General features: G+C 56.8%; 15 protein-coding genes. 4 read left to right on the forward strand and 11 right to left on the reverse strand.

What is annotated here, in order from left to right; genetic code table 11:
- Positions 1-128: 128 nt before the first annotated feature.
- Positions 129-482 carry a TIGR02611 family protein gene (locus tag Q4P78_RS01670; protein ID WP_303338575.1) on the reverse strand — a complete coding sequence of 118 codons (354 nt, stop codon included), beginning with the start codon at positions 480-482 and terminating at the stop codon, positions 129-131.
- A gap of 102 nt (positions 483-584) precedes the next feature.
- Here Q4P78_RS01670 and Q4P78_RS01675 point away from each other — a divergent pair, with 102 nt between their 5' ends.
- Positions 585-1,427 carry a hypothetical protein gene (locus tag Q4P78_RS01675; RefSeq protein WP_303338576.1) on the forward strand — a complete coding sequence of 281 codons (843 nt, stop codon included), beginning with the start codon at positions 585-587 and terminating at the stop codon, positions 1,425-1,427.
- Between the two features lie 47 nt (positions 1,428-1,474).
- On the opposite strand, the gene Q4P78_RS01680 is transcribed toward Q4P78_RS01675, so the two are convergent.
- Positions 1,475-1,915: a MarR family winged helix-turn-helix transcriptional regulator gene (locus tag Q4P78_RS01680; RefSeq protein WP_303338577.1), complete on the reverse strand. Its 441-nt coding sequence runs from the start codon at positions 1,913-1,915 to the stop codon at positions 1,475-1,477.
- 221 nt (positions 1,916-2,136) lie between these two features.
- On the opposite strand from Q4P78_RS01680, the gene hchA reads away from it, so the two are divergent.
- A complete protein-coding gene (gene hchA, locus Q4P78_RS01685) occupies positions 2,137-2,979 on the forward strand; it encodes a glyoxalase III HchA (protein ID WP_303338578.1) in 843 nt (280 codons plus the stop codon).
- 122 nt (positions 2,980-3,101) lie between these two features.
- On the opposite strand, the gene asd is transcribed toward hchA, so the two are convergent.
- The 9 genes from asd to Q4P78_RS01730 all read right to left on the reverse strand — a co-directional run bounded on the left by asd (position 3,102) and on the right by Q4P78_RS01730 (position 12,696).
- On the reverse strand, positions 3,102-4,241 hold the full coding sequence (gene asd, locus Q4P78_RS01690) for an aspartate-semialdehyde dehydrogenase (RefSeq protein WP_303338579.1): 1,140 nt from the start codon (positions 4,239-4,241) through the stop codon (positions 3,102-3,104).
- A 72-nt stretch (positions 4,242-4,313) separates the two neighbouring features.
- On the reverse strand, positions 4,314-4,922 hold the full coding sequence (locus tag Q4P78_RS01695) for a dihydrofolate reductase (protein WP_303338580.1): 609 nt from the start codon (positions 4,920-4,922) through the stop codon (positions 4,314-4,316).
- A 142-nt stretch (positions 4,923-5,064) separates the two neighbouring features.
- The gene (locus Q4P78_RS01700) at positions 5,065-5,673 is read right to left on the reverse strand and encodes a hypothetical protein (protein WP_303338581.1); all 609 of its coding nucleotides are present in this window, start codon (positions 5,671-5,673) and stop codon (positions 5,065-5,067) included.
- Entirely contained in the window at positions 5,673-6,290 is a 618-nt protein-coding gene (locus Q4P78_RS01705; protein WP_303338582.1) for a hypothetical protein, read from the reverse strand. The genes Q4P78_RS01700 and Q4P78_RS01705 overlap by 1 nt, the downstream gene beginning before the upstream one ends.
- Positions 6,291-6,306: 16 nt before the next feature.
- Complete coding sequence (locus Q4P78_RS01710) at positions 6,307-7,164, reverse strand: thymidylate synthase (protein WP_303338583.1); 858 nt, start codon at positions 7,162-7,164, stop codon at positions 6,307-6,309.
- A gap of 197 nt (positions 7,165-7,361) precedes the next feature.
- Positions 7,362-8,378 (reverse strand): NUDIX hydrolase, encoded by a 1,017-nt coding sequence (locus tag Q4P78_RS01715; RefSeq protein WP_303338584.1) that lies wholly within the window; start codon positions 8,376-8,378, stop codon positions 7,362-7,364.
- Between the two features lie 146 nt (positions 8,379-8,524).
- Positions 8,525-10,768 carry an RNA degradosome polyphosphate kinase gene (locus Q4P78_RS01720; protein WP_303338585.1) on the reverse strand — a complete coding sequence of 748 codons (2,244 nt, stop codon included), beginning with the start codon at positions 10,766-10,768 and terminating at the stop codon, positions 8,525-8,527.
- Between the two features lie 95 nt (positions 10,769-10,863).
- Positions 10,864-11,910 (reverse strand): mycothiol synthase, encoded by a 1,047-nt coding sequence (gene mshD, locus Q4P78_RS01725; protein WP_303338586.1) that lies wholly within the window; start codon positions 11,908-11,910, stop codon positions 10,864-10,866.
- A gap of 126 nt (positions 11,911-12,036) precedes the next feature.
- Complete coding sequence (locus Q4P78_RS01730) at positions 12,037-12,696, reverse strand: response regulator transcription factor (RefSeq protein WP_303338587.1); 660 nt, start codon at positions 12,694-12,696, stop codon at positions 12,037-12,039.
- Positions 12,697-13,201: 505 nt separating this feature from the next.
- Between Q4P78_RS01730 and Q4P78_RS01735 the strand changes: the two genes are divergently transcribed.
- Positions 13,202-13,891 (forward strand): FABP family protein, encoded by a 690-nt coding sequence (locus Q4P78_RS01735; protein WP_303338588.1) that lies wholly within the window; start codon positions 13,202-13,204, stop codon positions 13,889-13,891.
- Positions 13,891-15,036 (forward strand): folate-binding protein YgfZ, encoded by a 1,146-nt coding sequence (locus tag Q4P78_RS01740; protein WP_303338589.1) that lies wholly within the window; start codon positions 13,891-13,893, stop codon positions 15,034-15,036. The genes Q4P78_RS01735 and Q4P78_RS01740 overlap by 1 nt, the downstream gene beginning before the upstream one ends.
- Positions 15,037-15,062: the final 26 nt, after the last annotated feature.

Consider the following 15,062-nt stretch of genomic DNA (forward strand, 5'->3'; position numbering starts at 1 on the left):
CGCAGCCTTGCCGGATTGGTGGCCGCAGCCTTGCCGGATTGGGGCAGAGACTATAAAAGGTTCGTATCTCAAAAAGATACGAACCTTTTATAGTCTCTACGTAGTCTTAGCAGTGTCTACGCAATGAGTTAGTTTTTAGATGCTTTGCGTGCTTCTCGCTTAGCTTTGCGCTGGTTATTCCAGTCTTGAATCTTATGCCAGCAGGTGAGCACGATCTTCATCATGCGGTTGTAGAGTTTGTGCGCCCACACGAATTCGGTGGCCCAGATGCTCAGACCGATGAAGATGAATAGCCATCCGGGGCCGGGGGTGACGAGCATGATCAGGCCGGCAATGAGGCAGAGGGCTCCGACTCCGATCACGAGGGGCTTGTAGAGGTGCTTCATGACGGGGTGCGCGTGCATTTTTTCTTTCATGCGCTCCATTTTGCGGTGGACCCAGCTGTCGTTGCTGTGGGTGACTTCGTCTTCTAGGGTGCTCATGTTCACCTTCTTTCGTCTGCGCGGGGGCTGCCGTGTTCTAGTGTACCGGTTTTTGCTGTGTTATTTCTTTGTTTTCTCTGCGCGTGGTTCGATAATGGTGTCATGTCCTATGAGGTTGTTTTTGAGCCGTGGCCGGTGAGTGTCCATTATGGTTTTAAACGTTCTCGCGGTGATGTGGATGCGCAGTTTCTGCCGGGTCTGCTGTGCCTGGAGCGTGATGGTGCGCGTACTGTGCTTTATATTGAGTGGAATGCTGCGAATGCTGCTCGCGGGGTTGAGCCCGTCAGGGGTCGTACCCGTGTGCGTGAGCGTTTTAAGAATGGTTTTGCGCAGGATTGTCTGTGCCGTGTGAGTTTTGATGATTCTCGGGGCTGCTATGAGATAGTTTTTGAGCCCTTGAGTTTTTGGCAGGGCAGTGCGCCTATTGCTCGGGCTGTGCTGCGTGTAGCCGCGGAGCCTTCATCCCCCGATGCGTGGGTTTGCACGTGGTTACGGGAGTCGGAGGTTGAACCTCAGCAGGAGTATTTCCGGGCTGTGGCGCGGGGCATTATGCTCTCGCTCAATGCTGAGGACACGCCGCTGCTTCGACCGGGGTGCTGTCAACGTACCGATAGGGAGTATCGTACCCGGGAGAATAACCCGGGTATGACTATCCACGTGGGGACCGATAGGGGTGTTGCCCGCGCCTTGATTGTGGAGGCGAAGCGCGATAACCGCGGCCGTGTGCGCGGCTATTATGCGAATTGTGTACTGCCGGGCTCTAATATTTTCGGTAATCTCCGCTGGGTGTTTGACCCCGATATGCCGGTAGAGCAGCGCGTGCCGGATCTGGCGTTTTGGGAGTATAAGCCGCAGCGCCGCAAACCGATTTTTGATTCACCCGCGCTGGGTGGTGATATCCCTGAGCAGGTGCGTGCGTTGGCGCCGTGGCTTCCTTGCTATTAGTGCGTATGCCCTATTGACGTGATGTACTTCGGGGGAGTTTGTCGGTTTTAGCGGTTCTTCCATGCATTGGCTATATCACTGGTCAGTAGCCGCAGAATATGGCTTTCACTCAGGCTGAGCCCGTCAAAGAGACGGGTTTCTGCCTGGGATAGCTGCTGCTGAATCTGTGCGAGCAGTTCGGTCCCGGCGGGGGTGGGCTTGATAATACGAATACGCTTATCCTGTGGGTCTACTTCGCGGTAAATCAGTCCCTGTTCTTCCAGGGCGTGAATGACCTGCACTAGGGCTGCACGATCCAGCCCGAGGTATTCGGAGATTTCCTGCTGGGTTTCGGGCTCTCGAGATACCACGGTGTAGAGCACATGGTAGCCGCGCATGCCTTTGGGGAGGGCAGCGAAAATATCGACGGTGAGTTTTTCGTAGCGCTGTGCCAGTACGGTTAGTGACCAGCCGAAGTCGCAGGGCTCGGGTGCGTAGTGTGTGCTCATAATAGGTGGGGTAGAGAATCTATTGGTTGAGATACACTCTAATCTATTTCGCCCGGTCTATGCCAATTTTACGGGCTTTTTGTTCCTATTATGCTCTGAGGTTAGAGTAAAAAATACGTTGAGTTTCTACCTTTTTCGCCCTACACTTTAAAGGTACTTATCCGCACTGAGCTGTTATTGCGCAGGTGTGGTTTCACCCTCTCCTCAAAGGAAAAGGTTTTATGACTACTGAAGATCGTAACCCGAGCATTGACCCGGCAGAGAACAACGCTTTCTTCCCCTCGCCCTACTCCCTGAGCCAGTACACCGCACCGAAGACTGACTTCGACGGCGTTATTGCTAAGGACGCATACAAGGGCGATAAGAAGGTGCTGGTCATCGGCACCGAAGAGCGCTACATGCTCATGCAGAACGGCAAGTTCTTCTCCACCGGTAACCACCCGGTTGAGTCCCTGCTGCCCATGCACCACATCCTGGAAGCTGGCTTCGAGATTGAGGTTGCGACCCTCACCGGCGCTCCCGTGAAGTTCGAGTGGTGGGCATTCCCGCACGAGGATGAGGCAGTAACCAGCGCATGGGCAAAGCTGGAGGAGCAGATGAAGGCTCCCAAGCGCCTGGCAGATATTGAACTGAACGACGACTACCTGGGCGTGCTGATCCCCGGCGGTCACGGCGCTATGCTGAACCTGCCCGAAAGCAAGGACGTTCAGGCTGTTCTGGACTGGGCTCTGAACAACGACAAGCTGATGATCTCCCTGTGCCACGGCCCGGCAGCATTCCTGGCTGCAGGCTACGAGCGCGAGAGCAACCCCCTGGCAGGCTACAAGATGTGCGTCTTCCCCGATTCCCTGGACGCTGGCGCAAACATTGAGATCGGCTACCTGCCCGGCAAGATGCCGTGGGCACTGGGCGAGGCTCTGAAGGCTCAGGGTATCGAGATTGTTAACGACACCATGAGCGGCGCAACCCACCGCGACCGTAACCTGCTGACCGGTGACAGCCCCCTGGCATCCAACGCTCTGGGCAAGATGGCTGTTGAGGCTCTGCTGGAGAAGGTTGCCTAATCTCTCAAGCGTAGTGTTTCGTATCTCGTATAAAATCTCGAGGTAGAAGCATGAGAAAACGCCTGTGCCCCGCACCAAAAAGTGCGGGGCACAGGCGTTTTATCGTTTAAGATAAGCGGTCTTTAGAGCTTGCCGATAGCAATCTGCAGCATACGGCGGATGGGCTCTGCAGCACCCCAGAGCAGCTGGTCACCAACGGTGAACGCGCTAATGTACTCCGGACCCATTGCCAGCTTACGGATACGACCCACGGGAATCTCCAGGGAACCGGAAGCAGCCACGGGGGTCAGATCCACCATGGAGTCTTCACGGGTGTTGGGGATAACCTTTGCCCAGGGGTTGTCCTCAGCGATAATACGCTCGATTTCCTCAACGGGCAGGTCCTTGGTCAGCTTAATGGTCAGCGCCTGGGAATGGGAGCGCATGGTTGCAATACGCACGCACAAACCGTCCATGATCACGCGGTCATCGCCGTTCAGACCCAGGATCTTATTGGTTTCTACATCGGCCTTCCACTCTTCGCGGGACTGGCCGTTGCCCAGATCGGAGTCAATCCAGGGAATCAGGGAACCGGAAAGGGGCACACCGAACTGAGTGGTGTCCAGCTCGCCGGAGCGCTGCTGCTCGAGCACCTTACGGTCGATGTCCAGGATTGCGGATGCGGGATCGTCCAGCTCAGCGGAGACGTTATTGCCCAGATCGCGGAACTGCTTGAGCACCTCGCGCATATGGCGTGCGCCGCCGCCGGATGCTGCCTGGTAGGTCATGGAGGTGGTCCACTCGACCAGGCCGTTCTTGAACAGACCGCCCAGACCCATCAGCAGGCAGGAGACGGTGCAGTTGCCGCCGACGAAGTCCTTAATGCCGTTTTCCAGACCCTGATCAATGACGTGACGGTTGATGGGATCCAGAACGATAATCGCATCATCGTTCATACGCAGGGTGGAAGCTGCGTCAATCCACAGACCGTCCCAGCCGCTTTCACGCAGCTTGGAGTGTACAGCCTCGGTGTAGCTGCCGCCCTGGGCGGTAACGATAATCTTGTGCTTGCGCAGCTCGTCAATATCGTAGGCATCCTTCAGAGTGGAGGGGGAGAGGACACCGTCGAAGGTAGGGGCTTCGCCACCAACATTGGAGGTGGTGAAGAAGACGGGGGTAATGCCCTCGAAGTCGTTTTCTTCGAGCATGCGCTTCATGAGCACGGAGCCAACCATGCCGCGCCAGCCAACAAAGGCTACAGAGTCACCGGTATTAAAGTTCATGGTTACTAGTTTACTCCCTTAAATTGGGTCTTAGCGTATCCTGCGTATCGCTAATGAACAGCTAACGAATGTTTATAAACGGTCAAAAATTTGCATGCAATAGTAGACCGGGTTTTTCCCGCCGGACTCATCCAGCAGGTAGCCGTTATCGCTCTTCTCCCAGGGGCTTTCGCTCACCAGCTGAAAATCGCCGCGGGATTCAATATCCGGGGCGTAAGTATCCCCGCTAATCTCATTGCCTTCCTGGCAGTAGAAGCGCGTTATCACACAGCGTGAGAGCGGGCCGAAACCGGGCAGGTTTTCAGTCTCTAGCGCCTGCTGATAGAGGGAGCCGCCTCCAATAATCCAGGCGGTGGGGGCGTCCTCGGGGTGCTCCTCGGGAACCGGTAAGGAAGCGGCAAAAGAGCAAGCGGTCTGCAGAGAAGGCATCCAAAAAGCACCGTCGCGCTCTACCGGCTCGGTCACGGAGGAAGAAATCACAATATTCACGCGCCTGGGCAGGGGGCGGAAACGCGGCGGGAAAGACTCCCAGGTCTTACGACCCATAATCACGGGTGCGCCCAGGGTGGTTTTCTTAAAATAGGCGAGGTCTTCGGGCACATGCCAGGGCATATCGCCATTGCGCCCAATAACTCCGGCATCGGTTTGCGCCCAAATAGCGCCTAGACGTGGTGTGCTCATGCTGTATCCAATGGTTGAGAGGGCGGAGAAGAAATACTCCTATATCTAGGGTAGCGAGCGCGCGGGGGATATGAAAATACACAGCTGGATATGAAAATAGCCTCCCAATAGGTGGGAGGCTATTTTCTAAAGAGTGCGGTTTCTAGGACTCATGCCAGATGGAGAAAATGCCCACCTGCTGATCAGCCTGATGACCAATCCAGGCGTCCAGAATCTTCACGCCCTTCTGCTCGTGCATGAGCTCACGGGTGATCAGCTGCTTTTCGTTCTTGAGTGCTCGCTGCTCTTCGGTGAGTTCCTCATCGGCAACCTCGGTGTACAGGCGTACATCCGCATTTTCCTTGACCAGGGATACGGTGTACTCCACCAGGGGCAGAGAGCCGGTCTGCTCTAGAGTGGCTGCCTTCATACGCTCAATACTGGGCTTTGCCGAGGCGGTTAGATAGTTCAGGAATACCTTGGAGGCGCGGTCCTTCCAGGAGGAGTCCACGCCGAGTTCCTGCTCCGCTTCGTGCAGCTTGGCGCAGAACGCCTCGGAGGCGGCAAGGGTCGCGCCCGAGTCCAGCTGGGTGTGCTTGCCGGTGAGCAGATTGCCTTCATCGCGCAGGCGCAGGCGGATGACCGCGCCGCTCCAAGCGGGGATATAGATAATGCGGTAGCGAATATCTTCACCGGCGCCCTGCTGCTTAGAGAATGCCTCCAGAGCCAAGGATTGAATGCGTGCGCGGTCTTTTTCGGTCAGTTCAGCCATTATTTTCCTTCATCCCAATAGGAGCCCATATTGGCAAGAGTGTCGGCGCGGTGTGCCAACCAGGCGCGGAAGAGCTGCACATTGGGGATTTCGCGCAGGGTATCGAAGGTGACATTGCCTTCTGCCAGCTGGGCGCGTTCCTCATCGCTCATTTCTTCCTCGCGCTTGGGTACCAGGTAGCGCAGGGTTGCGGTGCCCGCGGCGCGGTCCACCTGATAGTGCGATTCGAGCACGCGGCCGGTGGATTCGAGCACATCGGCGGCGTTTTTTGTGGAGTTTGCGATCAGCGGTCCGAGAATCTTATCCAGTGCCGAGGGGGAGGCACCCTGCGGTTCCCAAATGACGTTTACGCCTTTTTCGCGTTCCTTGTCATAGAGGTCGCGGCAGAAGGACTTATCTGCGTAGAGGGTGTCTTCGGAGTCCACGGTGGGTTCTTCACCGTACATGAGTGCCTTGAGTCGAATCACGGTGTTCGTCCAGGCGGGAATATAAATGTTGTAGCAGGTAATATCGCTCTTTGCGTAGAGCTCCTGGCGATCCAGGGAGGTGGTCGCGATCTGCTCCAGTGCCTGCTCGTATTCGGCGGAGCCGTGAGCGGGAATCTGAGTGGTATCCATAGTGATCCTTGAAATCTTAGACGGCGATGGGGGCTGCAATACCCGGGTGGTGCTTGTAATTGACCAGTTCAAAGTCTTCGTATTCGTAATCAAAAATAGAAGGCTTCTTCGTTTTAATGACCAGCTGCGGGTAGGGGTAGGGCTCACGGGGCGGGTTAGGCACGCCGTTCTCATCCTCGCCAATACCCAGCTGCTTCTTGACCTGCTCCAGATGGTTCAGATAAATATGGCAATCGCCGCCGGTCCACACGAACTCGCCCGGTTCCATACCCACCTCCTGGGCAATCAGATAGGTCAGCAGGGCATAGGAAGCAATATTGAAGGGCACACCCAGGAACATATCGGCACTGCGCTGGTACAGCTGGCAGGAGAGCTCCTTCGTGCCGTCCTTACGGGTGCTCACATAGAACTGGAACATGGCGTGGCAGGGAGGCAGAGCCATATCGTCCACCTCAGCGGGATTCCACGCCGAGACAATATGACGGCGAGAATCCGGGTTGTTCTTAATAGAATCGATCACCTTAGCAATCTGATCCAGGCTCTCACCGCCGGGAGTGGGCCAGGAGCGCCACTGCACACCGTAGACAGGACCCAAATCACCATTCTCATCGGCCCATTCATCCCAAATGGTCACGCCGCGCTCCTGCAGCCAGCGCACATTGGAGGAGCCGCGGAGGAACCAGAGTAGCTCAATAGCCACGGACTTGAAATGCACGCGCTTGGTGGTAATCATGGGGAAGGAATCGCGCAGGTTAAAACGCATTTGACGGCCGAAAACACCGATGGTGCCGGTGCCGGTGCGGTCGCCGCGTTCCTCGCCGTGCTCGAGAATATCGCGCAGCAAATCTTCATAGGGGGTGGGGATAGCGGACATGCGCTTACCTTTCGCGAAATGGGTGTACTGTACACAATTCTACGGGGTGCGCATAGCTTGCGCTCGGTGGCGGGCGCCGATTTCGCCGGTGGTAAAGAGGCAGCGCTTATGAGAGCGCGCAAGGGTATAAAAATCCCGCCCTCGTATGAAGACTACGGGGCGGGATACATGCATAGAGCAGAGCTGCAGAGCGCGATTTAGACCGTGGGGCGGGAGGTTTCAATGGATACCACACGCGGATTATCCCCGGTGCTCAGCTGCAAAATCAGCACATCGGCGGTCTCCAGGTGCGGGTCTGCAAGCGGCAACTGATCCCACTGACCCGGAGCCAGCAAATACTCGCGCACAGCCTCCAGTATCTGCGGGAAAACCGGACGGTGACCGCATAGCAGAGTGGACTCGGGACGATCCAGCAGGGAACGCACCGCCTTAGCGCAACGCTTGGGCTTCTCGGCTGCCCCTGCCTCGGAGAGAGACTTCTTCTCCTTATAGGTCACCTCAACGCCCTTCTTATCCAGGGACTTCAGCAGAGGCTTGACGGTGCGCTCGCAACGCACCCAGGGGGAAGAATAAATGCGGGTGGGTGCCCAGGCAGCCAGCATGGGAACCAGAGCCTTTGCCTGACGCTCACCCAGCTCATCTAAGGGGCGCAGCTCATCGGCTGCCGACCAGTTCTCGCGGGCGTGCGCGTGGGCGTGACGAACCAGCAGAGAGGGCACGGTATCCAGGGTACCTGCGGCAACGTGCGCAGCCAGAGCATCCAGAGGCAGCTGATCGCTCTCATTGCTCAGCAGTTCACGCGCCCGATCAATGCTGACCCAGCGCAGCTGGTCCACTTCACCCTCATCCGCTGCGGGCACCTGGTATGCCGGGGCTTTAGCCGCCCAGTAGAAGACATCCTTGCTCTTGCCGTGCACCGGGTAGGAGGTAACCGCCAGGGGCACACCCAAGCGCACATTGAGGGACACCTCTTCGCGGATCTCGCGCAGAGCGGTTTCAGGCAGGGATTCACCCGGATCCTGCTTACCCTTGGGCCAGGACCAATCATCATAGCGAGGTCGGTGAATGAGCAGCAGCTCAATCTCGCCCTGCTCATCCAGGCGCCAAATCAGGGCACCGGCGGCAACTACCTGTGCGGTGGTACTGGGGGTGCGGGTAATGCTCAGGCTATTGTCGTGCAGTCGAGCGGTGTAGTAGGGGGTTTCCTTAGCCACAAAAATCCTCTGCTAATGGGTTAAACGCGAACTCTATTGTAACGGGTGAGCGGTAGAAGAGTGGGGCAGGTGTCGGGCGCATCTCACGCCGGGAATAAAGAACGATTATTCCTTATTCCCGGCGTGAATGCTAGCGAATGCAGAGCCTATGCCAGGGAACGGCTCTTCTTACGCGAGCGCGATGCCAAATAATAGGACTGCACATCGCGCAGAGGCTCGCCATCAGCATTCTTCGCGTGGCGTTCCCACAGGCCGTCGGAATCCAAATGCCAGGTATTGGACTCATCGCTCATATAGATCGTGAACATATTCAGCAGGTACTCAATATGGCGAGGATCCTTGACCGGAACCAGAGCCTCAATACGGCGATCCAAATTGCGGTGCATCATATCAGCACTACCAATAAAGACCTTAGGCTCACCGGCATTGGCAAAAGCGAAGACACGCGAGTGCTCCAGGAAACGGCCCAGCACGCTACGCACGCGAATATTCTCGCTCAGCCCCGGCACGCCCGGGCGCAGGGCACAAATACCGCGCACCACCACATCCACGGGCACACCCGCCTGGGAGGCACGGTAGAGGGAATCAATAATGTCCTCATCCACCATGGAATTGCACTTGAACTGAATGCGCGCTTGTTTACCCGCCTTGTGGTTTTCAATCTCGCGGTCAATATGCTCAATCAGCCCGCTACGCAGGGTTCGAGGAGCCACCAGCAGAGACTTGTAATTGGTCTTTGGAGCGTACCCCGAGAGCTGATTGAACAGACGGGAAACATCCTCACAAATCTGCTCATCGCAGGTAACAATACCCAAATCCTCATAGAAACGAGCCGTGGAGGGGTGGTAGTTACCGGTACCAATATGAGCGTAACGGCGCAGAGTATTACCCTCACGGCGCACCACCAGGGAAAGCTTGCAATGAGTCTTCAGACCCACAATGCCGTAGACCACGTGCACGCCGGCGCGCTCAAGCTTGCGAGCCCAGGAAATATTGGCTTCTTCATCAAAGCGAGCTTTAATTTCCACCAGAGCCACAACCTGCTTGCCCGCCTCGGCGGCGTCAATCAGGGCGTCAATAATGGGCGAATCGCCACTGGTGCGGTACAGGGTCTGCTTAATCGCCTGCACGCGCGGGTCGGCGGCAGCCTGTGCGAGGAATGCCTGCACACTGGTTGCGAAGGAATCGTAGGGGTGATGCAGCAGAACATCGTGATCGCGGGCAGCCGCAAAAACATCGGCTTCCTTAGCGGTCTCTGCAGTATTGAGCCAGCGGGAGGTATGAGCCACATGCTTGGGGTAGTGCAGCGCCGGACGGTTGGCGCGCACAATGGCACCCACACCGCGCAAATCCAGGGGAGCGGGCAGCTTATACACCTCGGACTCATCAATCTGCAGCTCGGATACCAGCAGCTCCAGCACAGCCGGGTTAATGGAATCCTCCACCTCAAGGCGCACGGGCGGGCCGAAACGACGGCGCAGCAGCTCCTTCTCCAGAGCCTTAAGCAGATTCTCCGCGTCGTCTTCTTCCACCTCAAGGTCCTCATTACGGGTCACTCGGAAGGCGTGGTGCTCCACAACCTCCATACCGGGGAAGAGGGAATCCAGGTGCTCGGCAATAATGGTTTCTAGAGGGATAAAACGAGCCGGGGCGCCGGAGGTATTGGCGGCGCGAGCACCGTCCACCGAGACCATGCGGTCAAGCTGATCGGGTACCTTCACGCGCGCAAAGAGCTCCTTGCCGCTCTGCGGATTGCGCACCAGCACCGCCAGGTTCAGGGAAAGACCCGAAATATAGGGGAAGGGGTGCGCGGGATCTACCGCCAGGGGAGTGAGAATCGGGAAAATATCGCGGAAGAACTCCTCGCGCAGACGAGCCTTAGCGGCAGGTTCCAGATCATTCCAACCAACCACCTGAATATTGTGTTCGGCCAGCGCCGGCAGTACCTGCTCGTGGAAGACCATGGCGTGGCGCTTCTGCAGACGGTGAGCAGCCTCGGCAATGGCCTCCATCTGCTCTTCGGGGCTTAGACCCGCAGCCGAGGGAACAGCCAAGCCGGTAGCAATGCGGCGCTTGAGACCCGCCACGCGCACCATAAAGAACTCGTCTAGGTTGGAGGCAACAATGGACAGGAAGTTCAGACGCTCCAGCAGGAAAAGATCGGGGTCTTCTGCCAGTTCCAGCACGCGGGTGTTAAAGTCCAGCCAGCTGCTTTCGCGGTCGAGGAAACGCTCGGGGCCGAATTCGCCATCCAGCTGAGGCAGGGTGATTTTTTCACTCTTTTCAATGCGGTCGCCGCGCGTCTTAGCCGGCTCAATTTTGGCGATATCACCGCCGATATGAATGACACCGGTCAGAGGTGCCGGTTCGGGGCTGCGTTGTGCTGCCATGCTGTATTCCTTTCATCAGCGAATCAAGAATAAAAGTTCTATAAATGCTCTCTCTTCCCAGTATTAGCGGGGAAGAGCTTATGTCTGCTTAAAGATTAGGGCTGTGCCGGAGCGTACATGCGATCAATGGTGTGCACCCCAAAGCCCAGGGACTCATAGAGTGTGAGTGCCGGGGTATTATCCTCATCCACATAGAGCTCAATGGCACGCAAATTACGACCCTGCTCATCCTGAGCCAGAGCCAAATACGCCAGAGCCTTCAACGTCAGGGTGCGACCCAAACCGCCTCCCTGAGCATTCGGATGGATACCCACCACATAAATCTCACCGGCGGGGGAGTACTCGCCCGCAGACTGACCGACCGGGATTTTCGTCCACACATAGGCGGCAATAGAGGGCTTAGCCGCACTCGAGTCTTCAGCAATAAAGAAACCCTCGGGGCGGAACCACTCGGACTCAACCCTCTGTACCAGATCCTCAAGTACCAGCTTGCCCTGCTCCGGATGGTGCGCAAAAGCCGCCGCATTAGCTTCAATCCACGCCGGACCGTCAGCCTGCAGGTAGTTCTGCACCTCGAAGGTACGAGAGAGAAGAGTCTCGGGCAGAGTACGCGCGTCGGCTGCCTCAGCCAAGGACTCGCGAGCGGCAGAATCCAGGGGAAGAACCATCTTAAAAAGCGTGCGCACCGGGGCAAAAGAATACTCGCGCACAAGGGAATCAGCGGGGGAAATAATACCCGTATCGGTGGCGCTACCGTGCACCCACAGGGTGTAACGCTCAACCGGGGCATGTAGAGAAGATAAGACCGATTCAAAAAATTCATGGCCCAAATGCTCACCGCGAGAGGCCGGGGCAACCGCCGCCTCCAGCAGACCCGGCTCGCTTTCGCTGGGAAGGATCTCCACGAGCGCTGCAAGAATAGTGGAGTCGCTCTCGGTCGCGCTCAGAGCTGCGTGTACATACACGCGAGGTTCTTCAGCAGAGCTATTAGCCGAAGCGCTCGCCTTTGCCAGCTCAATGAGAGTCTGCTCAGAAAATGCCGGAACGCCATCGTGGGAATGAACCGCGCGAGCAAAAGCTTCAAAGCGCTGCAGATGATCGGCATCCAGCGGCAGAATGCTGTAGGTATAGTGATGCGTCATCGATGAATCCTCCCAAATCTCCAGGTTCTCTCTTAACTGTATCTCTTAAAACCAGGAATCAGGGAGTGTGAAACGTATTATGACAGAATGCGAACATTCGGGCCCCGCAGGCGCCGAGTACAGCGCCTAACGAGAAGCGAAACTATAGCCCACATTGCGCACCGTAGAAATCAGATGCTCATACTCGCTACCGAGCTTGGAACGCAGACGACGCACATGCACATCCACCGTGCGAGTACCGCCGTAGAAAGAATCATAGCCCCACACCTCAGAGAGAAGCTGGGCGCGGCTAAAGGCACGACCGGGGTGCTGAGCCATAAACTTCAGCAGCTCAAACTCCTTAAAGGTCAGATTCAAAGCGTGAGAATTCAGGTACACCGAATAGGAACGAGGATCAATGACCAGGGCACCGGCACGAATAATACTCTCCGTCGTATTGTTCTGCTCATCGCCCAGGCGAATACGCAGACGCGCCTGAAAAAGAGAAGCGCTGGTTTCGGGAGTGAAAAAATCATCAATCTGCCAGACGGCACCCAGAGCGCTCGCGGACTCCTCAGAAATCAGTACAAGAAGCACACTATGGGGAGCGAGTTCTTTGAGTCTTTGGCACAGCGCCTTGGCATCCATGAGATCAGTGCGGGCGTCAATAATATAGGCTTCGGGGGCATCCTGAGGTACGGCAACGGGTAGGGTTCGCCCCTGGATATGCAGCTGGTGGGGGAAGCGTTCAAAAGCGGGGAGGGTGGAGGCGTGCGGGTCATCGGTGAGTAGTACGATACGGTACATGCGCCTCCTTCTTGTTCTCTCTTCTTATGGTACTCGCTGTGGGAAGCCAAAGATACATAAATCTGGTAAAAATTTCATCCACAATTCCCCTCTTTTAAGGTGTTGCTGGGCGGACAAGTTTATGTGAGCGTGCTATCTTAAAGCCATGGATAACATTGTTGCTCTCGAAATTTTCTTTGTCTGCCTGCTGGTTCTCGCCGGTCTCGCTATCGGTCTGGGCGCCCTGCGTGTGCTCTTCGGCCTCTTCTCCGGCCAGAAGTAAGCTGTTTGAGGGTTCGCCCCTGACGACAAAGCTACCGGGTGAACCGGTTATATAAGAATTAGATATAGCGCCAGATGAATCATGAATGTATTGAAGCATTCATGCTTCATCTGGCGCTATGCGCATGCCTGCAGAATCTTCGCAGTAGCGCGAGAAGAACAGAGAAGAGCCGCTCTCTTAAGCCCACAGCGGGCAGAAGAACCCAGCCTATCTTTAGAAGAGCCAAAAGCCTAAAATAGAAGAATGGCTATTGAAATTCCCACCAATCTAACCCCCGAACTCGTACCTTTCGCCTGGCTGCTGGGCACCTGGGAAGGTACCGGCACCATGTGGTACGAAGGCAGCGAAGAGCAGACCTTCGGCCAGATCATTACCTTCTCCCAGGAAGGCCTGCCCTATATCGAATACCGCGCAGAGTCCTTCCTGCTGGACGATAACGGTCAGAAGCTGCGCCCGCTAACCGTTGAGACCGGCTTCTGGCAGCTGGACCGTGCCATGACCGACGCTGACGGCGGCTTCGGTCTGGTACCCCACGATATTGTTCCCGCCTACGCAGACGCCGAGGCAGTGGAAACCCTGCGCAATGGCGACGATGGCTTTAACCTGCTGGCATCCTTCGCTCACCCGGGCGGCATTACCGAAAACTATGTCGGCATGATTAAGGGCCCGCAGATCCGCATGCAGACCGCAAACCTGCTGCGCGACGATAATAGCCACGATTACAATGGCTCCGTGCGCCTGTGGGGTCTGGTGAATGGCAACCTCATGTGGCATTGGGAAATTGCTGACTCCGAGGGCAAGATGAGCACCCATGCTTCGGCTGAGCTGCGCAAGACCTCCTCCATGTCCGGCGACTCCCTGGGCCCGGGCATGTTCGGCTCCTTCGAGGACGAGGCTCCCGAAGAAGGCGCTTCCGAGGATTCGGCAGAATAATGTCCGCAAACCCCCTACTTTCGCGCCCCGGAGCGTTCGCCGCAGCCGGTATTAATGCCGGTGTGGTGGCGCATTACGGCGACCCTCTGGCCGAGCAGCGCGCCTATGATCGTGATCGTGACGGTAGCGGTGCGCCCGTGGTGGTTGACCGCTCCAATCTGGGTATTGTGCGTGTTGCCGGCCCCGATCGCGGTTCTTGGCTAACCTCCATTGCCTCCCAGATTGTGGACGGTATGGATGCGGGTGAAAGCCGCGAAATGCTGCTGCTCTCCCCCCAGGGCCGTATTGAATACGCCCCGGCGGTTATTGCCGATGAGCAGGCCCTGTGGCTGATTGTTGAGGGTGAGCAGGCTCAGCCTCTGAGCGAGTACCTGAACCGCATGAAGTTCATGCTGCGCGTGGAAATTAGCGATGAAAGCGAATCTTACGCGGTGCTGGAAACCATGCGCGACCCGCGCGACACCTCGCCCGTCTTTGAAAATACGTTGGTATGGCGTGATCCCTGGCAGCGCGTTGCAACGGGCGGTTATGCCTACACCCGCGAGGGCGTGAGCCACCCGGGCGAGTCCTACACCCGCTATTTGAGCATTGTGCCGCGCGAGCGCCTGGAGCAGCTGGCTGAGCACCACGCCCTGGCCGGTGTGTGGGCTGCTGAAGCTCTGCGTATTGACGCTTGGCGCCCGCGCGCTGGTACCGAGGTGGACGATAAGAGTATCCCTCAGGAGCTGGATTTCACCCGTACCGCCGTGCACTTTAATAAGGGCTGCTATAAGGGTCAGGAGACCGTGGCTCGAGTGCACAATCTGGGTCACCCGCCGCGCCGCCTGGTCTTTTTGGATATTGACGGCTCCGAGCACACCCTGCCCGCCGAGGGCACGGAGCTCTTTGTGGAGGGTAAGTCCCGCCCGGTGGGCCGTATTACCTCGGTTGCTTTGCACCACGAGGCCGGCCCCATTGCCCTGGCTGTCATTAAGCGTGCGATCGACCCGGACACTACCCTGCGAGCAATCGATACGGGAGATAGCGATAGCGAAGGCAATGCCGTGAGCACCGAATATGCGGTCTCTCAGACGGTGATTGTGGATCCCGATTCGGGTGAAATTGCCCGTAAATCCTTTGTGGGTAAGGACTTCCTCAAACGCTAAATAAGCTGAAGAGATAGTACTGCTGA

It is taken from the genome of Rothia sp. (in: high G+C Gram-positive bacteria), assembly GCF_030540545.1.
Taxonomy (GTDB): domain Bacteria; phylum Actinomycetota; class Actinomycetes; order Actinomycetales; family Micrococcaceae; genus Rothia.